This window comes from Miniimonas sp. S16 (genome assembly GCF_057748195.1).
In genome coordinates, this window is sequence record NZ_CM173242.1 from 2075257 (window position 1) to 2097229 (window position 21973).

General features: G+C 75.2%; 22 protein-coding genes. 16 read left to right on the forward strand and 6 right to left on the reverse strand.

Annotated elements, in window-relative coordinates:
• Window positions 1-107: 107 nt before the first annotated feature.
• Window positions 108-635 carry a P-loop nucleotide/nucleoside kinase family protein gene (locus AC3AQ1_RS09060; protein ID WP_108718711.1) on the reverse strand — a complete coding sequence of 176 codons (528 nt, stop codon included), beginning with the start codon at window positions 633-635 and terminating at the stop codon, window positions 108-110.
• Between the two features lie 451 nt (window positions 636-1086).
• Between AC3AQ1_RS09060 and AC3AQ1_RS09065 the strand changes: the two genes are divergently transcribed.
• From AC3AQ1_RS09065 to AC3AQ1_RS09080, 4 genes are all read left to right on the forward strand, one after another.
• Complete coding sequence (locus tag AC3AQ1_RS09065) at window positions 1087-2484, forward strand: HNH endonuclease (RefSeq protein WP_159096467.1); 1398 nt, start codon at window positions 1087-1089, stop codon at window positions 2482-2484.
• A 31-nt stretch (window positions 2485-2515) separates the two neighbouring features.
• Window positions 2516-2833, forward strand: coding sequence for a transposase (locus AC3AQ1_RS09070; RefSeq protein WP_108718713.1), 318 nt, complete (start codon window positions 2516-2518; stop codon window positions 2831-2833).
• A 206-nt stretch (window positions 2834-3039) separates the two neighbouring features.
• Window positions 3040-3780, forward strand: coding sequence for a transposase (locus tag AC3AQ1_RS09075; protein ID WP_488301214.1), 741 nt, complete (start codon window positions 3040-3042; stop codon window positions 3778-3780).
• 762 nt (window positions 3781-4542) lie between these two features.
• Entirely contained in the window at window positions 4543-5184 is a 642-nt protein-coding gene (locus tag AC3AQ1_RS09080) for a dihydrofolate reductase family protein (protein WP_108720107.1), read from the forward strand.
• 36 nt (window positions 5185-5220) lie between these two features.
• On the opposite strand, the gene AC3AQ1_RS09085 is transcribed toward AC3AQ1_RS09080, so the two are convergent.
• A complete protein-coding gene (locus tag AC3AQ1_RS09085) occupies window positions 5221-5718 on the reverse strand; it encodes a DUF3995 domain-containing protein (RefSeq protein ID WP_108720108.1) in 498 nt (165 codons plus the stop codon).
• Between the two features lie 202 nt (window positions 5719-5920).
• Window positions 5921-7102 (reverse strand): WS/DGAT domain-containing protein, encoded by a 1182-nt coding sequence (locus AC3AQ1_RS09090; protein WP_159096468.1) that lies wholly within the window; start codon window positions 7100-7102, stop codon window positions 5921-5923.
• A 243-nt stretch (window positions 7103-7345) separates the two neighbouring features.
• Between AC3AQ1_RS09090 and AC3AQ1_RS09095 the strand changes: the two genes are divergently transcribed.
• The 4 genes from AC3AQ1_RS09095 to AC3AQ1_RS09110 all read left to right on the forward strand — a co-directional run bounded on the left by AC3AQ1_RS09095 (window position 7346) and on the right by AC3AQ1_RS09110 (window position 9080).
• Window positions 7346-7636 carry an ArsR/SmtB family transcription factor gene (locus AC3AQ1_RS09095; RefSeq protein WP_108720109.1) on the forward strand — a complete coding sequence of 97 codons (291 nt, stop codon included), beginning with the start codon at window positions 7346-7348 and terminating at the stop codon, window positions 7634-7636.
• The gene (locus AC3AQ1_RS09100) at window positions 7633-8064 is read left to right on the forward strand and encodes a VOC family protein (protein WP_108718716.1); all 432 of its coding nucleotides are present in this window, start codon (window positions 7633-7635) and stop codon (window positions 8062-8064) included. Before AC3AQ1_RS09095 ends, AC3AQ1_RS09100 begins: the two co-directional genes overlap by 4 nt.
• Entirely contained in the window at window positions 8061-8609 is a 549-nt protein-coding gene (locus AC3AQ1_RS09105; RefSeq protein ID WP_159096469.1) for an AAA family ATPase, read from the forward strand. Before AC3AQ1_RS09100 ends, AC3AQ1_RS09105 begins: the two co-directional genes overlap by 4 nt.
• 105 nt (window positions 8610-8714) lie before the next feature.
• Window positions 8715-9080: a cupin domain-containing protein gene (locus tag AC3AQ1_RS09110; RefSeq protein WP_108718718.1), complete on the forward strand. Its 366-nt coding sequence runs from the start codon at window positions 8715-8717 to the stop codon at window positions 9078-9080.
• 410 nt (window positions 9081-9490) lie between these two features.
• Here AC3AQ1_RS09110 and AC3AQ1_RS09115 read toward each other — a convergent pair whose 3' ends face one another.
• Complete coding sequence (locus tag AC3AQ1_RS09115; protein ID WP_108718719.1) at window positions 9491-9877, reverse strand: DUF1304 domain-containing protein; 387 nt, start codon at window positions 9875-9877, stop codon at window positions 9491-9493.
• A 90-nt stretch (window positions 9878-9967) separates the two neighbouring features.
• On the opposite strand from AC3AQ1_RS09115, the gene AC3AQ1_RS09120 reads away from it, so the two are divergent.
• On the forward strand, window positions 9968-10816 hold the full coding sequence (locus AC3AQ1_RS09120) for an aminoglycoside phosphotransferase (RefSeq protein ID WP_234417440.1): 849 nt from the start codon (window positions 9968-9970) through the stop codon (window positions 10814-10816).
• 83 nt (window positions 10817-10899) lie between these two features.
• On the forward strand, window positions 10900-12459 hold the full coding sequence (locus tag AC3AQ1_RS09125) for an ATP-dependent DNA ligase (RefSeq protein WP_108718720.1): 1560 nt from the start codon (window positions 10900-10902) through the stop codon (window positions 12457-12459).
• 27 nt (window positions 12460-12486) lie between these two features.
• On the opposite strand, the gene AC3AQ1_RS09130 is transcribed toward AC3AQ1_RS09125, so the two are convergent.
• Window positions 12487-13776, reverse strand: coding sequence for a DNA glycosylase AlkZ-like family protein (locus tag AC3AQ1_RS09130; RefSeq protein WP_108718721.1), 1290 nt, complete (start codon window positions 13774-13776; stop codon window positions 12487-12489).
• Between the two features lie 57 nt (window positions 13777-13833).
• Here AC3AQ1_RS09130 and AC3AQ1_RS09135 point away from each other — a divergent pair, with 57 nt between their 5' ends.
• Both AC3AQ1_RS09135 and AC3AQ1_RS09140 read left to right on the forward strand, forming a co-directional pair.
• Window positions 13834-14538 carry a DNA alkylation repair protein gene (locus tag AC3AQ1_RS09135; RefSeq protein ID WP_108718722.1) on the forward strand — a complete coding sequence of 235 codons (705 nt, stop codon included), beginning with the start codon at window positions 13834-13836 and terminating at the stop codon, window positions 14536-14538.
• On the forward strand, window positions 14535-14930 hold the full coding sequence (locus AC3AQ1_RS09140) for a VOC family protein (RefSeq protein WP_108718723.1): 396 nt from the start codon (window positions 14535-14537) through the stop codon (window positions 14928-14930). The genes AC3AQ1_RS09135 and AC3AQ1_RS09140 overlap by 4 nt, the downstream gene beginning before the upstream one ends.
• A 33-nt stretch (window positions 14931-14963) precedes the next feature.
• Here AC3AQ1_RS09140 and AC3AQ1_RS09145 read toward each other — a convergent pair whose 3' ends face one another.
• A complete protein-coding gene (locus tag AC3AQ1_RS09145; RefSeq protein WP_159096470.1) occupies window positions 14964-16034 on the reverse strand; it encodes an NAD-dependent epimerase/dehydratase family protein in 1071 nt (356 codons plus the stop codon).
• 51 nt (window positions 16035-16085) lie between these two features.
• On the opposite strand from AC3AQ1_RS09145, the gene arfB reads away from it, so the two are divergent.
• The 4 genes from arfB (at window position 16086) to AC3AQ1_RS09165 (ending at window position 21923) form a co-directional block, all read left to right on the forward strand.
• Window positions 16086-16550: an alternative ribosome rescue aminoacyl-tRNA hydrolase ArfB gene (gene arfB / locus AC3AQ1_RS09150; protein ID WP_108718725.1), complete on the forward strand. Its 465-nt coding sequence runs from the start codon at window positions 16086-16088 to the stop codon at window positions 16548-16550.
• A 398-nt stretch (window positions 16551-16948) separates the two neighbouring features.
• A complete protein-coding gene (locus AC3AQ1_RS09155; protein WP_199916443.1) occupies window positions 16949-18088 on the forward strand; it encodes an acyl-CoA dehydrogenase in 1140 nt (379 codons plus the stop codon).
• Window positions 18082-19512: a PIG-L family deacetylase gene (locus tag AC3AQ1_RS09160; RefSeq protein WP_108718726.1), complete on the forward strand. Its 1431-nt coding sequence runs from the start codon at window positions 18082-18084 to the stop codon at window positions 19510-19512. The genes AC3AQ1_RS09155 and AC3AQ1_RS09160 overlap by 7 nt, the downstream gene beginning before the upstream one ends.
• The gene (locus AC3AQ1_RS09165) at window positions 19509-21923 is read left to right on the forward strand and encodes an NAD-dependent epimerase/dehydratase family protein (RefSeq protein WP_159096471.1); all 2415 of its coding nucleotides are present in this window, start codon (window positions 19509-19511) and stop codon (window positions 21921-21923) included. The genes AC3AQ1_RS09160 and AC3AQ1_RS09165 overlap by 4 nt, the downstream gene beginning before the upstream one ends.
• Window positions 21924-21973: the final 50 nt, after the last annotated feature.

Here is a 21973-nt window from a genome sequence, read left to right on the forward strand (position 1 = left end):
CGCTGCTTCTCCAGGGACCGGCCACAGTGTGACGCGCGCGTCGACGTGCGCCGTCGTGCGCCGTCGTGCGCCGTCGTGCGGGCGGTGGCGGGCGACACGCGAGCGCGTCAGGTGCCGAGCGCCGTCGGCCAACGCCGCGCGATCCACGGCGCCCAGCCGCCCGGTTCGGGAGGTTCTGCGCGGTAGGTGCCCGCGAGCTCGCTCGCGTCGGGTTCCTGGAGCAGGTGGCGCCACTCCTCGAGCTGCGCGTCCGTGACGGCCCAGGTCGAGTGCGGGTTCTCCTGCCGGCGAGCAGCGACGCGCGCCGACTGCGTGGCTCGGTCGACGGGGACGTACTCGATGCGCGCCGTCGCCCCCACGGTGCCGGCCAGCCACGCCAGCGCAGCGCGCTCGTCGCGGCCCCACAGGCCGAAGTCGAGGATGACCGACGCGCCGGACCGGAGGATCTGGGCGGCGGTCCAGACCAGGCGCCCCTCTAGGACGTCGCGCTTGCCGTCGGGGTCGGATTCGCCGAAGAGCGGCATCATCCACTCGTCGGGGGTGAGCCGGACCGCGCCGGTGGCGCTCGCGAGCTCGATCGCGCGGGTGGTCTTGCCCGCGCCGACGTGCCCCACGACGAGGATCAGCTGCGTCACGCCGCGATGGTAGGTCGGATCGGCGATTCTCCGCGGAGCGGGACCCGGTCAGGACGTTCGCCCCGAGGCCCGACGGCGAGCTAGGGAACCTCCGTCCGCTCGCCACGGCGACGTGCGGGTGCCGCAGGACCGTTGCCCGGCTTGCTTGCGGCCGACGCCCGGCTGGCTTGCGGCCGACGCCCGGCTTTCGTGCGGGCGATCGGCGGCCCCACGTGCGGCCGATCGCCCGGCCGACGCCCGGCCACGCCGGACGGGATGCGGCCGCCCAGGAGCGCCCGGAAGTCTCGATGTCGGTGGTGGGTGAGACGCTAGACGCATGTTCGATTCCGGGGTGTCGCGAGGCGGTGAAACCGCTGGTGGCGGCGCCATCACGCCGTCTGTGGGCTCGACCGCAGCCCCGACCGGGGCGAGCATTGGTGCGTCGGTCGCCGCGGGGACTGTCGCGGCTGGGGTGGATGCGCAGCGGAGCGTCCTCGAGGGCGGCGTGCAGGCGTTGACGGTGCGGCTGCGCGCGTTCACCCTCGCCGGGATCAACGCCACCACCACAACCGCGGCACCCACGAACAAGCCGGGCACAGCGCCCACGAGCGCGGCGGCCTCGACCCGACCCGACGCGGAGGAGGTGGATGCGTGGCGGGTGGGCATGCTGACCGAGCTGGAGGCGCTGAAGTCTGTGATCTGTGCCGCGCAAGCGAGGTTGGCCGCGCAGCTGGCCTCCTCCCAACGCGCCCACCAGCGCGCCGCCGGCGTCCCGGCGAAGCAGTGCGGGCGTGGTGTCGCAGCCCAGGTCGCCCTGGCCAGGGGTGAGTCACCCCACCACGGCGGCAAGCTCCTCGGCGCCGCCGAGGCGCTGCTCACCGAGATGCCGCACACACTCACCGCCCTGGCCCACGGCAGCCTCAACGAGTGGCGCGCCATGCTCCTGATCCGCGAGAGCGCCTGCCTCACCCGCACCGACCGCGCCCTCCTGGACCAGCAGATCAGCGGCGACCACCACTCGCTACGCGGCGTCGGGGACCGACGCCTGGTCGCCCGCGCCCGCACCTTCGCGCAACGCCTGGACGCCGCCGCCCTGGTCCGCCGCGCCCGCCGCGCCGAGACCGAACGCACCGTGACCCTGCGCCCAGCCCCGGACCTGATGACCTACCTCACCGCCCTGCTGCCGATGAAGGACGGCATCGCCGCCTACACCGCCCTGCGCGCCGCCGCCGACACCGCCGTCAGCACCGGACACGCCACCAGCCGCGGCCAGGCCATGGCCGACACCCTCGTCGCCCGCCTCACCGGGCGCGCCCCCACCGACCCCGTCCCCGTGCACGTCGGACTCGTCATGACCGACACCATCCTCCTCGCACCCGACGGCACCCCCGGCGCCGAGGAACCCGCCACCCTGACCACCCCCGGCCTGGCCGGCACACCCGTCCCCGCCCCTTGGGCCCGCACCCTCATCCACACCACCCTCACCAGCCCACGCTCGAGCAGCAACGGCACCAGCGACGCCGAGAGCAGCACCAGCACCGGCGACGCCGAGAGCAGCACCGCGGCCGCCAACGGCGGCTGCAACGACCGGGAGGTCGGGGTGTGGCTACGCCGCCTGTTCCGCGACCCCAGCACCGGCGAGCTCGCCGCGATGGACTCCCGATCCCGCTGCGCCCCACCCAACCTCGCCCGCTTCATCCGATACCGCGACACGACCTGCCGCACGCCCTGGTGCGACGCCCCGATCCGCCACATCGACCACATCACCCCCGCCAACGTCGACGGACCCACCACCGCCACCAACCTCCAAGGCCTCTGCGAAGCCTGCTGTCGCGCGTCAGACTTAGTGGCAGGGGTTGTTAGTTGCTGAGGCAACGCCCCTACTGGAAGGTCTGAGAGTTATGAGTCGTCCCCCGGTGATTCCGGCGGAGAAGAAGATCCGCATCGTGTTGAGCGTGCTCCAAGGCGAGATCTCGATCGCCGAGGCTGCCCGTCGCGAGAAGGTGTCCGAGCAGGCGATCGGGAACTGGAAACGCCAGTTCCTCGAGGGCGGCAAGGCCGGCATCGAGGCAGGCAAGTCCAAGCCCACGTCCCGCGAGCAGCAGCTTGAGGATGAGGTGGCCGAACTCACCCAGGCTCTCGGTGAGGCCGCGGTCGAGATCCGGGTGTGGAAGAAGAGCGCCGAGGGTCGTCTGGGCCCTTCGAGGACCTCGAGGTGATCCGCACCGAGGCGGGCATGTCGACGTCGAGGTTCTGCGATCTCATCGACATGCCCGAACGGACGTGGCGGCGCTGGCAGGCCAAGGCTCGCACTGATCGGCCGCCGAAGGGGCCGTGGCCCCAGCCGACCCGTGACGCGGTCCGCGACGCCGTCGTCGGCCACGCGAAAGCGCATCCGGCGTGGGGGCACCGGAAGGTCTGGGCGATGACACGTCACGACGGGCACCCGGTTTCCCAGGCGACCGTGCTGCGGCTGCTGCGGGACGAGGGCTTGATCCTGGGCGCGAACTACCAGCGGGAACGTCGCCGCCTCGCCGAGAGGCGCAAGGCCGCGTTCGCGAAGGAACCGACGGGCCCGAACCAGGTCTGGCAGCTCGACTTCTCCGAGTACGAGACCACGACCGGCGGGACGTGGCGGATCGCGTCGTGCCGGGACTACTGGGCGAAGTATGAGTTCGACGCGCACGTGTCCCCGACCGCGAACATGCACGACGCCGTCGCCGCGGTCGAGCTCGCCCTCGCTGAGGCGGAGACGCTGCTCGGCCACCCGCTGATCGACGACTGCCAGGTCGAGGAGCAGACCGGGGAGATCTTGCCCGTCTTGACGATCGTGACCGATAACGGTGGCCCGTTCCGGTCGTTCACGTTCGAAGCGTTCATCGCCACCCACCCCGAGCTGCGGCACGTGCGCACGAGGGTCCGCACGCCGGGGCAGAACGGGTCTCGCGAACGCGGGTTCGGGACGATGAAATACGAGTGGCTGTTCCGGGAAGAGATCGACGACGGCCTTCAGCTCGTCGAGCACGTGAACGCTTACCGGCACGACTACAACCACGTCCGCCCGCACGAAGCGATCGCCTGGAACCGACCCGCCGAGGTCTACGCCGGAACCGCCGACCCCACCACACCCAACTTCGAAATCGAAGAAACCCTGCCAACTACTTGACGCGGGACACTGCAACCACGCCAAACAAGCACCCGACTGGACCCAACGCGTCACGGCCGGCGACGGAGCCTCACCCCGAGCCGCCAACATGCCCGACGCCGCCCACGCTCCGACGCACAGCCGCAGCACACCCGACAGCGGCGAAGCGTCGGCGCACAGCCGCAGCACACCCGACAGCGGCGAAGCGTCGATGCGCAGCCGCAGCGACGCACCCGACACGACGACCCGCCACACCGTCGAGACCCGCACCCCCACCGGCCACCGCTACTACTCCACCGCCCCACCCCTGCCCGGGGGAACGGTTGACGCTCGACCGCGGCTGGACGCCGAGCCGGGAGACAGGGCTGAACGGCGTGGTCCGACTGGCCGCAAACGCGACCGCGACCGCGACCGCGAACCAGCAGGTCGGCAGCCGGAGCCGCCTGGCCTGTCGGGCCCCCGGTGCGACACCGCAGTCGCCGCCGAGCGCCGAGTCCCGGCGGCCCCGACCAAGCGCGACGCCGTGGACCAGCCGAGGCCAGCCGCACTCGCGCTGCCCCGACGCACGCCCGTAACGGTGGCCGAGCCGCGCGCCGGCCGGCGGGCAAAGGGGGAGGGGATCCTCGACGGGGAGCTCGACGACGCAGGCCACTCCGACGGCTCGGTTGCCCACGAGATGATCTCCGCCGTCGAGCACTACCTCCGGTGCGCGCTGGAGAACGCGAGGAGCCGATGATGGCCGTCGAGCCGATGACTCCGCCCCCGAGCGAAGGTCCACCCACCATGACGCAGCTGCTCCGAGTCCAGAACTTCACCGTCTCCCGCGACGGTTACGGCGCCGGCGAGGGCCAGAGCCTCGAGCACCCCTTCGGCACCGCCGATCCCGCCGCCTTCTTCACGTGGGCCGGCGCGACCGCCAGCTGGCCCAACCGCACCGACCCGGGCGGCAGCCGCGGCCTCGACGACTACTTCACCCGCGACTTCGGCAACCACATCGGCGCCGAGATTATGGGCCGCAACGAGTTCGCACCCCTGCGCGGTCCTTGGCCCGACGAGGAGTGGCGCGGCTGGTGGGGCGACGAGCCGCCGTTCCACACCCCGGTCTGCGTCCTGACCCACCACCTGCGACCCTCGTTCAGCCGCGGCGAGACCACGTTCCACTTCGTCGACGACGAGCCCGCCGCCGTCCTCGAGCTCGCCAAGGCGGCGGCGAACGGCAGGGACGTCCGACTCGGCGGCGGCGCCCAGACCGTCCGCGAGTTCCTCGACGCCGACCTCGTGGACGCGATGCACGTCGCCGTCTGCGACGTCGAGATCGGCGGCGGCTCGCGCCTGTGGACCTCGCCCGACGAGCTCGACGACCGCTTCCACCACGAGGCGATCCCCAGCCCCAGCGGCGTCACGCACCACCTCTTCTGGCGCTGACGGCGCACGACGGCGAGCGACCGGACGAGTCGGCCGCTACGGCGCGCCCGGGCGGCGACGAGCCGCCCGCGTCGCGACCAAGCCCGCCAGCAGGAACCCGCCCCAGAGCGCGAAGAGTGGGTCCCACAGCGCTGCATGACCGATCAGCGCCGCACGGTCGGACGCGGCGGGTGAGTCGACCACGCCGGCCATGGCGAGCCATGCCCCGACCATGTTGGCCAGGCCGTAGAGCAGCAGCACCGTGCCCCCGAGCCAGCACAGCGCGCGCCACCAGCGGTATCCGGGCAGCGGGTGCGACTCGTTGATCAGTGGCCCGACGGCGACCGTGGCCTTCAGCAGGGCGATCGCCAGCAGCGCCACCATCGCCGTCGTCGGCGCCGCGCGGTACCAGTCCAGAGCCCACTGCCCGACCGTCTCGGCCAGCCACGTGCCGCCGAAGGCCCAGTACGCGCTGAACGCGGCATGCACCAGGCCGCACGCCGCGGCGAGCACCAGCCATCGTCGGCCCGAGGACGCGACGGGGAGTGCGCTCATCCGCGCAGTATGACGCCGGTGCGTCCGTCGCGCTGTCGCCGTCTGCGACGTCGCGGTCGGCGGCGGCTCACGCCTGTCGGCCTCGCCCGACGAGCTCGACGACCGACTCCACCACGAGGCGATCCCCACCCCCAGCGGCGTCACGCACCACCTCTTCGGGCGCATACCGCGCACGACGGCGAGCCACCGCAGCGCGGTCGGCTCACCAGTCGTCGTCGCGGAGGCTCCCCGGCGCGACGCGTTCGACAGCCGCGCGGGCGACGCGGCGCACACCCTCGGCGGAGAGCGCCGTCGGGTCGATCCGCAGGGTGAGGACGAGCTGCGTCCCGTAGCTGAGGGCCGCGGCGACCACCGGGATGTTCCCTGCCGCGGGAGTCAGGGGCACGATCGTCCGCACGCGCGAGCCACACACCTCCACCGAGCCCACCGGCCCGTGGACGTTGGTGAGCAGCGTCGTGATCTGCCGCTGACGCGCCATCAGCGGCCGGAGCAGCCCAAGGCGCGCAAGCGCTACCGTCACCGGCGCCGTGAGCCGGGCGGGGCTGTCGTCGACGAGCAGCGCCTTGCGCCGGCGCGTCCGCGCCGCGATCCGCGAGATGTACGACGTGGCCGTCTCGCCGGTCGCCGGCGCCGGTACCGCGACTCGCAGCAGCCCGACCGTGTTGCGGCGTCGCCGACTCCCGCCCCACATCACCGGGACCGACACCGTGACGTGGCGAAGGCGCTCGCCGCGCTCCCGGGCTAGTGCGCCGTGCAGGAGCGCGACGGCGGCGAGCAGGACGTCGTTCACGGTGCCGCCCGCGCGGCGTCCGGCGGCGTGCACGGCCTCGAGGTCGAGGCGCAGCACCACGAGCTCACACCCGGGCGCGATGGGACGCAGCAGCGAGGTCCGGGGGGAGCGTGGCGCGAGAGCGGCGACGAGTCCGACGCCTGGCGGCATCCACCGTGCCGAGCGTCCGAAGCCTGCTGTGCCGAGGTGCCTCGAGGAGAGCGCCCCGCCGTCGTCGACGGCGCGGACCGGAATGTCGGCGAGGAGGTGCAGGATCTCGGCGATCGCCGTCGGGCCGTCGGCCACCGCGTGGTGGACGCGCACGACGAGCCACCGCCCCGCGCCCGGCGGGTCGTCCGGGTCGGCGACGAGGGTGAGCTGCCAGAGCGGGCGGCGGGGATCGAGGTCGCGGCACAGCAGGCCCGCGGTGGCGGCGAGGGGACCGCCGTCGAGAGGGGCGAGGTCGACGTGCGACCCGAGGTCTCCCGCGGCCGGGAGCCAGTGCGGTCGACCACCCGGGTCGACGAGCACGCGTCGCAGGCTCGGCACGTCCAGCGCTCGCGTCGTCACCCGCTCGCGCAGGCGAGCCAGGGGCACGGCGTCCGCCAGCGACATAACCGCGCCGACGAGGCGAGGATCGGGCCCGACGTCCGAAGCGAGCTCCGCGCGTTCCGACCACGTCAGGGGGACGCCCGTCACCGCTCGAGTCTCGCACCGCGGACGGGCGCCCGTCCCGTGTTCGCTCGACGATCACGCCGATGCTGGACAGGCAAGCATGGACTTGCCTATCGTGGAGATGTGGTCGACGACGACGCCGAGCTGTTCCGGGCCCTGGCAGACCCGACGCGTCGCCTGATCATGGACGAGCTCGCCCAGCGTCCCGATCAGACCCTGTTCGAGATCTGCTCGCGCCTCGTCATGAACCACGCGCTGACGATCTCCCGTCAGGGCGTGTCCCAGCACCTCGACGCGCTCGAACGCGCCGGTCTCGTCCGGACCGAGCGGCGCGGTCGGTACAAGCTGCACACGCTGACGCCGGCACCGCTCCGGGAGATCTCGGCGCGGTGGCCGCCGACGGGTCCCGCAAGCCCGCCGCCGCCTTCAGCCGGACCACCCCCGTCACCCCCGTCACCCCAGGAGCACCCATGAGACTGCAGGCCGCGACGATCTTCGTCGACGACCAGGCCCACGCCGCCGACTTCTACACCCGCGTTCTCGGCTTCGAGGTCACCGCCGACGTCCCGCTGGGGGAGGCACGCTGGCTAACGGTCGCCGAGCCCGGCAACCCCGGCGCCACGAACATCTCGCTCGAGCCCAAGGGGCACCCCGCCGCCGCGGCCTACGCCGCCGCGCTGCTGGAGGACGGCATCCCCTGCTGCCAGCTCGGCGTCGCCGACCTCGCTGCCGAGCACGAGCGGCTCACCGCCCTCGGCGTCGTCTTCACCCAGCCGCCCACCGACTTCGGCCCGGTCACGGTCGCGGTGCTCGACGACACCTGCGGCAACCTCCTCCAGCTCGCGCAGGTCAACGCGCAGCCCGAGGCAGGGCCCGACGCCTCGCCCGACGATCAGGCGTGACCGCCCGGCTGGTCCTGGTGCAGGGGCCGATCGCGGTCGGGAAGAGCGCGCTCGCCCGCGCCCTGACCGCGCGGCTGCGGCGAGACGGTGCCCGCGTGGCGCTCGTCGAGCTCGACCAGATCGCGGAGATGGCGCTGCCGACCCTCCCGGACTGGGCGGACGCGCACCGCATCTTCTGCTCGGTCGTCGCGCAGTGGCTCGGCACGCCGCTGGACGTCGTCGTCGCCGAGGGGGTCGGCAGCCCCGAGGAGGCCGCCGCCCTGCACGCGGCGGTCGCCGACGCTCGCGGTGCCCCGCCCGACGGCGAACCCACCCTCTCGGTCGTCCTCACCGTCGCGTACGCCACGGCCCTCGAGCGCGCGCTCGCCGACCCGACCCGCGGCATCTCGCGCGACCCGGCGTTCCTGCGCCGCGAGTACGACCGGTGGGATCGGGTGCGCGAGGAGATGCCGGCCGACCTGCGGCTCGACACGTCCGAGGCGTCGCTCGAGGAGTGCGTCGAGGCGGTGGCGGGTTGCCTCGCGTCGCGGGGGGAGCCGGCCTAGCCGCGAGACCCGCCGGGCGCGTGGGGCGCTGCGGGGCCGGGCACTGTGGGCCCGCCCGAACCGGGCGGGCCGTGTCGGAACGGACGGCGAGGCTAGGTTGGGCCGGTGACCAGTGATGTCCGGAACGTGCACGACGCCCTCGCCGCCTTCACCGAGCCGTGGCAGCCGCACCGGCTGACCAGCGTCAACGACTACGACGTCAAGGTGGTCAAGCTGCTGGGTGAGTTCGTCTGGCACAGCCACCCCGAGACCGACGAGCTGTTCCTCGTGATGAGCGGGCAATTGACGATCCAGCTGCGTGACCGCGACGTCGTCCTCAACCCGAACGACGTGTTCGTGGTGCCGCGCGGTGTCGAGCACTGCCCGAAGGCCGAGAGCGAGGTGCAGGCGATCCTCATCGAGCCGCGCGGCACCATGAACACCGGAGACGCCGGAGGAGAGCGGACCGCGGAGGTTCAGGAGCTCGGCTGACCCGGCTCCGGCGTGCTCGGGGGACGCTCGGGTGCCTCGTCAGGCAGCGGACGGGCGCCTCCCCCGCCGGTGCGGTACGGATTGACTGGAGGCCCGTGCACATTGACTGGTCAGAGGGGTCCGGGCGCCGACGGTGTTTCCGGCCCCGAGCATCGCCGCAGGTCAGGGGCCTGTCGCGAGAACGGCGTCGGAGCGCGCGAGATCTGACCAGTCAATGTGCCGAGGCGACCAGTCAGAACGCACGGCGGTCAGCACCAGGCCGGCCGTCGGACGGCCCCGACAGGGCCGCGAGCAGCCCTGCGAGCGGCGCCGGCACATCCGCCGGCACGGCGCGGGCGAGCAGCTCCCCGTAGCGCCGCTTGTTCCCGCTGCGGCCGGCGAAGAACCGCGCGAGCCGCTCGCCCGTCCGCTCAGGCGGCCAGCGCCACCACGGTCGCCACGACGGCGAGCAGCGGGAGCGTCCCCTGCATCACCGCGGCGCGGCGCTTGTCGGGCGAGGAGAGCAGCAGCACCAGCGCGGCGGCGAGCATGCACCCGGTGCCGGCGAGCACGAGGGTGAGGCCCGCCGTCGTGCGTCCCGAGGCCGCGAGCACGATGCCGACGATGGCGAGCACCGCGAGGAAGAGGTTGTAGAAGCCCTGGTTGTACGCCATCTCGCGGTTCGCCTCCGCCTGCTCGGGCGTGGTGCCGAACGTGGCGCGGGCGCGCGGTCCGGTCCACGCGACACTCTCGAGGTACCAGATGAACACGTGCAGCGCGGCGGCGAGACCGCCCAGGACGAGAGCGACAGCGAGCACGAGCGGCCTCCGGTCGGGGGGACGGTGAGTTGACCTCTGCAGTCTTCCATCCGCGACGACCCACGCCCGCAGGTGAGGGATGCTGGAACGGTGACCGCACCGCTCCCGCTCCCGCTGCCCGCGCTGCCCTCGCCGGAGGTGCTGGACCGGTTCGCGGTGCCCGACGACGTCGAGCGCCTCCCCGGCGGTCAGGGCGGCACGGTCCGGGCCGGCGACCTCGCGCTCAGCCCGGACCGCGATCCCGCCCTGCAGTCCTGGCTCAGCCCGATCCAGGCACGCCTGGCCTACGAGCTCGACCTGGCCCCCGGCCGTCGTCCGCTCCGCCTCGCCATGCCCGTCCCGGCGCGGGACGGGGAGTGGGTCGTGCAGGGCTGGGCGGCCACGCGCTTCGAGCCCGACGCCGAGCCGTGCCACGACCTCGACGTCGCCCTCGCCGCGGGTCGCCTCCTCCACGCGCACCTCGCCTCGGCCGTGCCGGCCCGTCCCGACGGCGCCCCGCTGCCCGCCCTGTCCCTGCCCCCCGCGTCGGGAGCGAGCCGGTGGGACCGCGCCGAGGCCGTCGCGTTCGCGCCGGCTGCCGCGCTCCCGGACCTCCTCCCGGCGACGCTGGCCGACCTCGCGCCGCTGATGACCGACGTGTCCCTCGGTCCCGACCAGCTCGTGCACCGCGACCTCGCCTCGAACGTCCTCCTCGACGCCCGAGGATCCGCGCTCGTCATCGACCTCGCGCCCACCTGGCGCCCCGCGCTGTGGGCCGACGCGATCTGCGTGCTCGACTCCGTGACCTGGCTCGGCGCCCCGGTCGCGGCGCTGCGCGCGTGGCGGTCCGGCCGCCCCCGGCAGGCCATGCTGCGCGCGCTGGTGTTCCGCGTGCTCAGCGACGAGCCTGCGCGGCGAGCGCCGTACGCGGCGGCGATCCACGCCGTCGGGCCTCGGTAGGGCACCAGAGCTCGCGGCCGGGGACGCGCGCCCACCCACCCCGGCCCTTCCCGGCCCCGCCGCCCCGGGGTACGTTCGCGCGCGTGCTCCTCCTCGCGATCGTCCGGGCGTCCACCGCCGTCGCCGCCACGCGGTCGCGCCTGGCCAAGCGCGCGATCCTCGCGGACGTCCTGCGCCAGGCCGAGCCCGAGGAGATCGACCTCGTCGCCACCTACCTCGCGGGGTCGCTGCGGCAGCGCCGCACCGGGGTCGGCTGGGCCTCGCTCGCCGCGCTGCCGGACCCCGCGCCCGAACCCACCCTCGAGATTCGCGACGTCGACGCCCGGCTCGAGCGCATCGCCGCCGAGTCCGGCGGGGGCTCGAGCGCCCGCCGCGACGCCGCGCTGACGGACCTGCTCGCGGCTGCGACCCCGGCGGAGCAGCAGTACCTGCGCTCGCTGCTGCTGGGCGACGTGCGCCAGGGCGCCTCGGCGTCGCTCGTCCAGGACGCGCTCGCGGCCGCGTTCGAGGTGCCGCTCGCCGCCGTGCGCCGCGCCGCCATGCTCGCCGGCTCGACGGCGAGCGCCGCGCGGGCGGTCGCGGCCGGCGGGCAGGCCGCGCTCGAGGCGATCGGGCTCACCGTCGGCGTCCCGGTCGAGCCCATGCTGGCCGCCGCCGCGCCGAACCCGAGCGACGCCGTCGCGAAGTCCGGCCTGCCCGCGTTCGTCGACGCCAAGCTCGACGGCATCCGCGTGCAGGTCCACCGCTGGCCGGGGGAGGGCACGACTGGCGCAGCCGGCGCTGACGAGGTCCGGCTGTTCACCCGCAGCCTCGACGACATCACCGACCGGTTGCCGGAGGTCGTGGCGCAGGCCCGGGCGCTGCCGGAGTCGACGTTCGTGCTCGACGGCGAGGTGATCGCCCTGCGGCCCGACGGTCGGCCCGTGCCCTTCCAGCTCATCGCGGCGCGCACCGCCACGACCGACGCGGAGGCGGCCGCGGGCATGCCCGTTGCGCTCTACGCGTTCGACGTGCTCCACGTGGCCGGCCGCGACCTGCTCGACGAGCCGCTGCACGTGCGCGCCGAGGCCCTCGCCGCCCTCGTCCCGCCCGAGCTCACCGTGCCGCGCGAGGTCGTCACGACGGCGGAGCACGCCGCGGAGGTCTTCGCCCGCGCGGTCGGGGTCGGCTGGGAGGGCGTGGTCGTCAAGCGCCGGGACGCGCCGTACGCGGCCGGTCGCCGCGACTCGGCCTGGGTCAAGGTGAAGCCGCGGCACACGTTCGACCTCGCCGTCGTCGGCGCCGAGTGGGGGTACGGGCGGCGCACCGGCTGGCTCTCGAACCTCCACCTCGCGGCGCGCGACGGCGCAGGGAACCTCGTGATGCTCGGCAAGACCTTCAAGGGGCTCACCGACGCGATGCTGACGTGGCAGACCGCCGAGCTGCTTGCGCGCGAGTCGCGGCGGACCGCCTCGACGGTGTTCGTCGACCCGCCGCTCGTCGCCGAGATCGCGATCGACGGCGTCCAGGTCTCCACGCGCTACCCCGGCGGCGTCGCGCTGCGGTTCGCGCGGGTGCTGCGCTACCGCGACGACAAGACGGTGGCCGACGTCGACCTGCTCGCCGACGTCGCGGCGCTCTCGCCGGTGATCGACGGGAGCTGAGGCCGCGCGACGCGCGGCGGTCCGCGCTCAGGGCTCGACGGCGAGCTCCAGCTCGAGCTCCGACGTCTCGCCCAGGGCGCGGCCGAGTCGCGCCACCTCCGCCGCGAGCGCGGCCTCCGGAGAGCGGCCGCTCTCGGCGAACCAGGTCACGGCGATCCGCGTCCGACCCCGCTCCCGGACGCGGCGCCACGCTCCCGCGACGACGCCGTCGCGGATCACGAGCGGACTGCCGCGGGTGGCCAGCGCGCGCCGGGCGGGAGGCACGACGAGGGCGTCCGCGGTCCCGGGCCCGAGGGTCCACGGGTCGTACGCGGGCAGGAGACGCACGACGGCGGAGCTCTGGTCCGTAGTGCAGCCCCCGCCGGCCCTGCTGCCCGGGCCAGTCGTACCGCCACAGCCGCCCGAGTCGGCGGGGCGCACGCCCGCAACCCCACGCATCTGCTCAAGGTCGGCCGACCGCACGAGGCGAGGCTCGCCGTCGAGCATCACCGCGGTGACCTGGTCGCCGAGCTCGGCGACCCACGCGCGGAGCCGGCGGCGCGGCACGCTCAGCCCCTCGGTGAGCCAGTAGTCGACGTTTGCCCAGGTGGCGGGGCCGTAGGAGGCGAGGTAGCGCAGCACGCTGCGGCGGCCCGCGGCGTCGATCGCCGCGTCCGACAGCGACTCCTCGAGGTCCGGCGCGGCCGTCGCGGCGAGCCGGAAGGTGGTGAGGCCGTCGCGGTCGGGGCCGAAGCAGACGTCGCGCCACCAGTGCAGCGGCTTGATCAGGGCGTCGGAGCCGGCCCCGCTCGCCGCGGCCTGCGCCAAATGCGCCAGGTCAGGCGTGCGCGCGAGGTGGTCGGCGAGCTCGGGCCGGGTGAGCGGCCCGTCGGCGAGCGCGTCGCGCACCGCCGCGCGCAGCGGCGCCCAGTCCGCGAGGGCGAAGTGGCCCTGGGCCTGGTAGCGCGCGGTCTCCCAGACCCGCGTGGTGCAGCGGACGGTGAGGAGGTCGGCCGCGTCGTCGGGCGCCATGAGGTAGGAGCCGCCACGGAACGCGTACGCCCGCACGAGCGTGCCGGCGGGCAGGGCGCGATCGAGCGTGCCGGCGTCGGCCGCTCCGTCGTCATCGCCCGCGGGCACCGTCGGCCGCACCGCCAGCCGCACCGCGACCGACGCCTCGGCGGCCTCGCGCGGCCAGGCGCGCTGCGCGACGACGCGACGCACGACGTCGACGGCGTCCGTCCCGGCGACCGGCGCCAGGGCGTGCCGCTCCAGCCGCCAGGCGAGCGCCCGTGCGACGTCGAGCGCGCCCCCGCTCGCGACGTCGCCCTCGGTCATCGGCCCAGTGTGGCCGTTTCCGCCCGCGCGGCCCAGCCTCTGCCCTACCGTCCGGTCATGACCCCGCCGTCGCCGCTGCCGTCCTCGCTGGCTGACACGATCCGCGCCGCGCTGGTCGACGCGCGCAACCCGGAGAAGGCACCCGGCATGCAGGCGTACATGAAGTCGACGATGCCGTTCCTCGGCGTCGGACTGTGGGACACCCGGAAGATCACCCTGGCGATCGCGCGAGCCGCGCAGCCGGCGCCCGACGCGGACGAGGCGCGCGACGCCGTCGTCGATCTGTGGTGCGGCGCGGACTGGCGCGAGGAGCGCTACGCGGCGCAGGCGCTGCTCACGCTGCCGGTGGCGCGGGCGCGGCTGGACTGGCTCGACCTGCACCGCGAGATCATCGTGACCGGGGACTGGTGGGACCACACCGACGAGGCGATGCACCGGATCGGGGAGCTGCTGGTGGCGCACCGCGCCGAGATGACGCCCGTGCTGCTCGCGTGGAGCCGGGATGAGAACCGGTGGCTGCGGCGCAGCGCCGTGATCGCGCAGCTCGAGCAGAAGGCGGCGACCGACACGGACCTGCTCACCGCCGTGATCGAGGCGAACGAGGCCGACCCCGACTTCTTCCTGCGCAAGGCGATCGGCTGGGCGCTGCGCCAGTACTCCAGGACCGACCCGGACTGGGTGCGGGCGTTCGTCGAGGCGCACCCGGGGCTGAGCCCGCTGTCGCGTCGCGAGGCGACCAAGCATCTACCGTCTCCCGCATGACCGGCCTCACGCCCTACCTGTCGCTGCCCGGCACCGCCCGCGGCGCCCTCGAGCACTACCGCGACGTGTTCGGGGGCGAGCTCGTGCTGCACACCTACGAGGACTTCGGGCGCACCGACGGTCCGCCGGACGCGATCGCGCACGGGATGCTCCAGGGCCCCGTGGAGCTGTTCGCCTCCGACGCCGCGGTCGACGAGCCGGCCGAGGTGCCCTCAGGCGTGCTGTTCGCGCTGCTCGGCACCGCCGATCCCGCCACCATGCGGGCCTGGTTCGCCGCCCTGGCCGAGGGCGGCACGGTGACCGACCCGCTGCAGCGCCGCGCCTGGGGCGACCACGACGGCCAGGTGACCGACCGGTTCGGCATCCGCTGGCTCGTCGGGTTCCACGAGTAGCGGGCGCGGCGCTCGCCCGATGGTCGGCGCTGGTCAGCGCGGGTCGTTCGCGGCGAGCACGACGGCGAGCTCCCGCGCCTGCCGGTCCACCACCTCCGCGATCGCGTCCTCGGCGGCATCGGCCGCGAGCAGCTCGGGCGGGAGGTCGGTGTCGACGCCGAGCCGCCGCACGGGCATCGCGTCGACGGTCTCGGCGACCATGGACGCGAGGGTGCCGGCCGGCTCGTGCCCGAGCAGCCGCACCGCCTTGGCGCAGGAGTAGGGCCGGTGGAACGCGAACTGTGCCGCGGTCCCGAGGGCGTCGCGGACCACGGTCGAAGGCACCGGGAGCAGCCGCGGTGTGACGCCGAGGTGCGCGGCGATCGCCTCGAGGTAGCGCCGCATCGTGGTGATCTCGCCGCCGACGGCGTTGAACACCTCGCCGTCCGCCCGCGGTGCGGTGAGACTCGCCTGGACCCAGGCGGCGACGTCGCCGGCCCAGACCGGCGTGATGACGCCGCGTCCGCCGTCCAGCACCGCGACCGGGCGCCCGGCGCGCAGCCGGGCGACCACGTGCTCGGTCCGCCCCCACAGCCCCGCGGTGCGGAACCCGCGGCCGAGCATGTGGCTCGGGCGCACGATGGTCGCGCGCGACCCGACGGCGTCCAGCAGCGCGTGCTCGGCCGCGAGCTTGCCGCGGGCGTACGGCGTGACGGGCGCGGGTTCGCGCTCCTCCGTGACCGGCGCGGCGCCGACCTCCTCGCCGTAGACGTCGACGGTGCTGATCAGCACGACGCGGCGCGCGCTCGCGCTGACCTGTGCGAGGAGGTCAGCGCCCGCGGCGTCGAAGCAGATCGCGTCCACGACGGCGTCCGGCGCGAACGCCTCGATCTCGCGCTGGTGACTCGCGAGGGTCGCGCGGTCGGCCTGGAGCCAGCTGAGGGTGCCGGGTCCCCCGGCATCCGTGCGATCCGAAGTCCGGTCCGCCCGCTGGCCGGCCTGCTGGTCGGCCGGCGTGGCCCGCTGCCCCCGCGAGACCACCATGACGTCGTCGCCCGAGGCGAGGCACGCCGCGGTGACCCGCGAGGCGAACGCGCCGGTGCCGCCGATGACCAGGACCTTCATGCGCGCTCCACCCGGCGAGCCTACGTCGGGCGCTCCCGCGGAAGCGCCCCGATGGCGGACCATGGTGGCGTGCCCGACGCCGCCGGATCGCCCGGCCTCCGCGTGACGGCCGCGCTCACGATTCCCGACGGCGAGCTGCGGTGGCGCTTCTCGCGCGCCTCGGGTCCGGGCGGCCAGGGCGTCAACACGACCGACTCGCGGGTCGAGCTGTCCTGGGACGTCGCCGCGTCGAGTGCGCTGAGCGAGCTCCAGCGCGACCGAGCGCTCGAGCGGCTGGCGGGCCGGCTCGTGCGCGGGGTGCTCACGGTGGTGGCGTCCGAGGATCGCGCGCAGCTGCGCAACCGTGAGGCGGCGCGGCGCCGGCTGGCCGCGCTCGTCGCCGAGGCCGTCGCGCCGCCGCCGCGCGCTCGACGCGCGACCCGACCGACCCGTGGCTCGCAGGCACGCCGGCTCGAGGCGAAGAAGCTGCGCGGCTCGGTCAAGCGCGACCGCCGGCGCCCCCGCAACGGCGACTGACCTGCGGAGGTCAGGCGCTCCGGACGGATTGACTGGTCGCCCCGACGAGTTGACTGGTCAGATCTTCGCGAACGGCCGCTGTTCCTAGCTCCAGGGCTGTGACCTGCGGTGACGCGGTGAGGCGCGCAGTCATGGGGCTCTGGACCAGTCAATCCGTCGGAGCGACCAGTCAAAGCGACAGCCACCCGGTGGTCGAGGGGCCCTGTGACCCGGCCTCCAGCGGCCTGGCGGCCGGCCGGCACCTCGCGCCGGCGGCGGCCGGTCGGCACCTCGCGCCGGTGGCCCTTGTCACGTGCCACCCGTGTGGAGGTAGCGTGCCGACAGGTCCGCGCGGTGCGCTGGGACGTCACCACCGGGAGTGCACGAGGTGGCCCTCCACGAGCGCCAGGAGGTTCGCGATGCCACGCCACGCCGTCGTCCGGCTCGCTCCGAGCCGCGCCGGCACGTCCGCCGACCAGCCCGGCCACCATCCGGGTGACCTCCCGACCGACCTGCCCGACCGCCTGCCCGACACCGTCGACGACGCGCTCGTCCTCGTCCCGGCGTGGGCGAGCGAGGGCTGGCGGCCCGGCGAGGGCCGCACCCTCGCGCTCTGGGAGCTGCTCGCCACCCTGGCGGCGCGCGACCTCGCCGTCGCGCGCGCCGTCGAGCCGCACCTGGACGCCGCCGCGATCCTCGACCAGGCCGGCACCCCGCGCGACACCCTGCCCGGAGGCGCCGCGCGCGCCGACGCCTCGTGGGGAGTGTTCGCCGCCGAAGGCCCCGGCGTGCGTGTGGTCGCCACGCCCACGCCCGACGGCGAGCACGCCGTCCGCCTCGACGGCACCAAGCCGTGGTGCTCGCTCGGGCACCGGCTCGACGCCGCACTCGTGACCGCGTGGCTGGACGGGGACCGTCGCGGCCTGTTCGCGGTCGACCTGCACCACCCGGGCGTCAGCCCGGACGGGACGCAGTGGGCCGCCCGCGGGCTCACCGAGATCCGCTCGACCGGCCTGCGATTCGAGGGCGTCCCAGCGACCGCCGTGGGCGAGGCCGGCTGGTACCTGCGCCGACCCGGCTTCTGGTGGGGTGGGCTCGGCGTCGCCGCGTGCTGGTACGGCGGAACGGTGGGCGTCGCCCGCGCCCTGTGGCGGCGGGCGGCCGAGACCGCGGCGCGTGGCGACGGCACGTCGCTCGACGACGCGCTGCTCGCGGCCGCGCTCGGCGCCGTCGACCGGCGCTTGCACGCCGCCAGGGCCGTGCTCGCCGAGGCCGCCGCGGCCGTGGACGCGGGCGCAGCCGACACGGCCGGCCCGATCCTCGCCCTGCGGGTGCGCGGCACCGTGGCGCAGGTCTGCGAGGACGTGATCTCCGCCGTCGGGCACGCGCTCGGCCCGGCCCCGCTCGCGACCGACGCCGAGCACGCCAAGCGCGTCGCGGACCTGCAGCTCTACGTGCGCCAGCACCACGCCGAGCGCGACGACGCCGCGCTGGGGCGCAAGCTCGTCGCCGAGGCTGCCACGGAGGCCCAGACCGCACCCGAGGCGGCGCCGTGGTGACCGCCCCGGCCGGCGCCGCCCGGCCGCCCGCCTTCGACGGTCGCGCCCCCGGCACGCCGGCGCAGGCGTGGCAGACCGACCCGCGCTGGGCCGACCTGCCCGCGCCGCGCCTGCCGCTGACGGGCACCGTCGTGGTGATCGCCGCGCACCCCGACGACGAGACCCTCGGCGCCGGCGGCCTCGTCGCCACGCTCGCCGACGCCGGTCGACCGGCGCACGTCGTCGTCGTCACCGACGGCGCCGCCTCGCACCCGGACTCGCCCACGCTGACCCCCGCCGCGCTCGTGGCGAGGCGTGCAGCGGAGGTGAGGGACGCCGTCGGGCACCTCTCGCCGGACTCCCCGGTGACCCTGCTCGGCCACCCCGACGGCGCGACCGACGAGGTGCGCGACGCGATCCGCACCGACCTCGCCGCCGCGCTCGACGCCGTCGGCGACCTCGCGCTCGTGCTCGCGCCCTACCGCGGCGATGCGCACCGCGACCACCGCGTGGTCGGCGAGGTCGCCGCCGAGCTTGCCGAGCAGCGCGGCGTGCCGCTGTGGGAGTACCCGATCTGGCTGTGGCACTGGGCCGACCCCGCGCACGAGCTCGTCCCCTGGTCGCGGCTGCGGGCCCTGCCGCTGAGCGCGTCCGCCGCCCTGCGCACCGTGCGCGCCACGCGCGCGCACGCCAGCCAGGTCGTCCCGCTGTCGGCCGACCCGCGCGACGCCGCGCCGCTGCACCCCGCGTTCGTGGCGGGCCTCGACCGCGACGTCGCGCTCGTCGTCGTGCCCGACGGCGAGCCCACCGCCGCGCCCGACGCCGGCCTTCCCGCGGACTACTTCGACGGCACGTACTCCCGGCATGAGGACCCGTGGGGCTTCGTCGACCGCTGGTACGAGGAGCGCAAGCGCGCGCTCACGCTCGCGGCCCTGCCCGCCGCGCGGTACCGCCGCGCGCTGGAGCTCGGCGCCTCGATCGGGGTGCTCACCGCCGAGCTGGCGCAGCGGTGCGGCGAGCTCGTGGCCACCGACACGGCGCTCGCGGCCGTGGAGCGCGCCCGGCACCGGATCCAGCAGCGGCTCGGACCCGCCTCGGCGCGCGTCGACGTGCTCCAGCACGACCTGCGCGACCCGCTGCCGCCGGGTGCGTTCGACCTCGTGGTGCTCTCCGAGGTCGGCTACTACCTGTCCCGGCCCGCGCTGCGCGGCGCGGTGCGGCGGCTGCTCGCGGCGCTCGAGCCCGGCGGCACGCTGCTCGCCTGCCACTGGCGCCACCCGGTGACCGACTACCCCCTGACCGGAGACGAGGTGCACCGGATCCTCGCCGAGGAGCTCGCCGGTTCCCTGCGCCGCCTGGTCCGACACGAGGAGGACGACCTGCTGCTCGAGGTGTGGTGCGCCGACCCCCGGTCCGTCGCGCAGCGGACGGGGCTGGTTCCGTGAGCGCCGAACGCGTGCCCGACGTCGAGGCGAGCGACGCGCTGTCGGCGTCGCCCGCCGTCGTGCGTGCGTTCCCCGAGCCGCTGCCGATCCGGCACGTGGCCGTGGTGGTGCCCGCGCGCGACGAGGAGGCGCTGCTCGCGCGGTGCCTCGACGCGCTCGTGGCCGCCCAGGAGCCACCGGGCGTGGGCGTCGAGCTCCTGCTCGTGCTGGACCGGTGTCGTGACGGGAGCGCCGCCGTCGCGTCGCGCTACCCGCGGGTCCGGGTGCTCGCGCTCGACGCCGACGCCCGTGGCGACGTCGGGCGGGCGCGGGCCGAGGGCGTGGCCGCGGCGCTGCGCCGCAGCCCCGCGCCCCCGTCCGCGACGTGGCTCGCGTGCACCGACGCCGACTCGGTGGTCCCGGCGACCTGGCTGCGCACGCACGCGCGACTCGCCGACGACGGTGCCGACCTCGTGATCGGCACCGTGCGGCCGGACCCGGCCGATCTCACGTCCGAGCAGCTGGCGGCGTGGGCTGCCACGCGGGTGGCCGGCCGGCCGAACGGGCACGTGCACGGCGCGAACCTCGGCGTGCGCGCGAGCGTCTACCTGGCCGCGGGCGGGTTCGGGCCCGCGAGCGAGCATGAGGACGTCGAGCTCGTGGCGCGCGCCCGGCGCCTCGGCGGCGTCCGCGAGGTGCCCTCGGACGAGGTCGACGTGCTCACGTCGGGCCGCCGGGTCGGGCGGACGCCGGGTGGGTACGCGGGGTACCTCCGGGAGCGGTTCGGGCCTGACCATGAGAGAGGACGGACGATGACATCGATCACCACCCCTGAGGGCACGGCCGAGAGCGGCGCGCTGCGCGTCGTCGTGACCGGGCTGTCCGGCAACGCGGGCACCGCACTGCTGCGCGCCCTGCGCGCCGAACCGGCGATCGGCTCGGTGCTCGGCATCGCCCGACGGCTGCCGGACCGCACGGCCGAGCCCTACCGTGCCGCCGAGTGGGCGGCGCTGGACCTCACGGGCGAGGAGGACGCCGTCGTCGAGGAGCTGACGCGGCTGTTCCGCGGCGCCGACGCCGTCGTCCACCTGGCCTGGCTGATCCAGCCCAACCGCGACCGCGAGCTGCTGCGGACCGCCAACGTCGAGGGCACGCGCCGGGTGGCGCGCGCCGTGGCCGAGGCCGGGGTGCCGCACCTCGTCGTCGCCTCGTCGGTGGGCGCCTACGCCCCGGTGGACGACGACGAGCCCCGCGACGAGTCCTGGCCCACCGACGGCATCTCCACCTCGCACTACAGCGTCGACAAGGCGGCGCAGGAGGCCGCGCTCGACGAGCTCGAGCGCGACCGGCCCGACGTGATCGTCACCCGCGTGCGGCCCTCGCTCGTGTTCCAGGCCGACGCCGGCGCGGAGATCCCCCGCCTGTTCCTCGGCCCGCTGATCCCGGTCCGGCTGCTGCGCCACGGCCGGCTGCCGGCGCTGACGGTGCCCGCGGGCCTGCGGCTGCAGGCGGTCCACTCCGACGACCTCGCCGACGCCTACCGGCTCGCGCTGCTGCGCCGCCCCCGTGGCGCGGTCAACGTCGCGGCACCGGACGTGCTGCGCGCGCAGGACCTCGCGCGCATCGTGGGCAACGACCGGCTCGTCGAGGTCCCGCCGGGCGTCGTGCGCGCCGCGCTCGCCCTCGCGTACGACACGCACCTGGTCGTGGCCGACCCCGGGTGGCTGGACATGGCGATGGGTGCGCCGCTGCTCGACACGACGCGGGCTACCGAGGAGCTCGGCTGGACGCCGCGGCGCACGTCCGCGGAGGCGCTCGAGGAGCTGCTCCAGGGGATGGGCCAGGGCCAGGGCGTCCCGTCCGGCCCGCTGCACCCCGCGTCCACGCCTGCGTTGGGGGAGGAGGCGCTGCCGCGCCGTGCCCGGCACGTCTCGGTCCCGCCGACGCTGGACAGCGAGCTGCTCGGCCTCTACCTCAGCGACCACCTCACGGGCGCCACCGCGGGCCTGGGCCGCATCGAGCGGATGGCCGAGGCCTACCAGGACCTTCCCCTGCACGGGGAGCTCGCCGAGCTCGCGGAGCAGGTCCGGGGCGAGCGCGACCTGTACCGCGTCCTCCTGGACTACCTGCACCTGCCCCGACGTCGCCACCGGCAGCTGCTGTCGGGGGTCGCGGAGCGGATCGGCCGACTCAAGCTGAACGGCCGCGTCGTCGAGCGCTCGCCGCTCACGGTTCTGCTCGAGGCCGAGCTCATGCGGTCGGCGCTGGTCGGCAAGCAGGCCGGTTGGCAGACGATCGCAGACCACGCCGAGGAGCTCGGCCTCGACCCCGACCGGTTCGTCGCGCTCGTCGAGCGGACCGACCACCAGATCGAGACGATCGAGCGCCTGCACGCCTACGCCCGGGCGCGCGCCTTCCGCGAGCAGGACTGACGGCTCAACCCTGACGGAACCAGACGGCGACCCCCGGCGGCACCGTGCCG

Bases quoted from the DNA above. Each gene is read 5' to 3' on its own strand.
- AC3AQ1_RS09070 (WP_108718713.1), top strand. From the start codon at position 2,516: ATGAGTCGTCCCCCGGTGATTCCGGCGGAGAAGAAGATCCGCATCGTG.
- AC3AQ1_RS09075 (WP_488301214.1), top strand. From the start codon at position 3,040: ATGACACGTCACGACGGGCACCCGGTTTCCCAGGCGACCGTGCTGCGG.
- AC3AQ1_RS09080 (WP_108720107.1), top strand. From the start codon at position 4,543: ATGACGCAGCTGCTCCGAGTCCAGAACTTCACCGTCTCCCGCGACGGT.
- AC3AQ1_RS09085 (WP_108720108.1), bottom strand. From the start codon at position 5,718: ATGAGCGCACTCCCCGTCGCGTCCTCGGGCCGACGATGGCTGGTGCTC.
- AC3AQ1_RS09090 (WP_159096468.1), bottom strand. From the start codon at position 7,102: ATGTCGCTGGCGGACGCCGTGCCCCTGGCTCGCCTGCGCGAGCGGGTG.
- AC3AQ1_RS09095 (WP_108720109.1), top strand. From the start codon at position 7,346: ATGGACGAGCTCGCCCAGCGTCCCGATCAGACCCTGTTCGAGATCTGC.
- AC3AQ1_RS09100 (WP_108718716.1), top strand. From the start codon at position 7,633: ATGAGACTGCAGGCCGCGACGATCTTCGTCGACGACCAGGCCCACGCC.
- AC3AQ1_RS09130 (WP_108718721.1), bottom strand. From the start codon at position 13,776: ATGACCGAGGGCGACGTCGCGAGCGGGGGCGCGCTCGACGTCGCACGG.
- AC3AQ1_RS09135 (WP_108718722.1), top strand. From the start codon at position 13,834: ATGACCCCGCCGTCGCCGCTGCCGTCCTCGCTGGCTGACACGATCCGC.
- AC3AQ1_RS09140 (WP_108718723.1), top strand. From the start codon at position 14,535: ATGACCGGCCTCACGCCCTACCTGTCGCTGCCCGGCACCGCCCGCGGC.
- AC3AQ1_RS09145 (WP_159096470.1), bottom strand. From the start codon at position 16,034: ATGAAGGTCCTGGTCATCGGCGGCACCGGCGCGTTCGCCTCGCGGGTC.
- arfB (WP_108718725.1), top strand. From the start codon at position 16,086: ATGGCGGACCATGGTGGCGTGCCCGACGCCGCCGGATCGCCCGGCCTC.
- AC3AQ1_RS09155 (WP_199916443.1), top strand. From the start codon at position 16,949: ATGCCACGCCACGCCGTCGTCCGGCTCGCTCCGAGCCGCGCCGGCACG.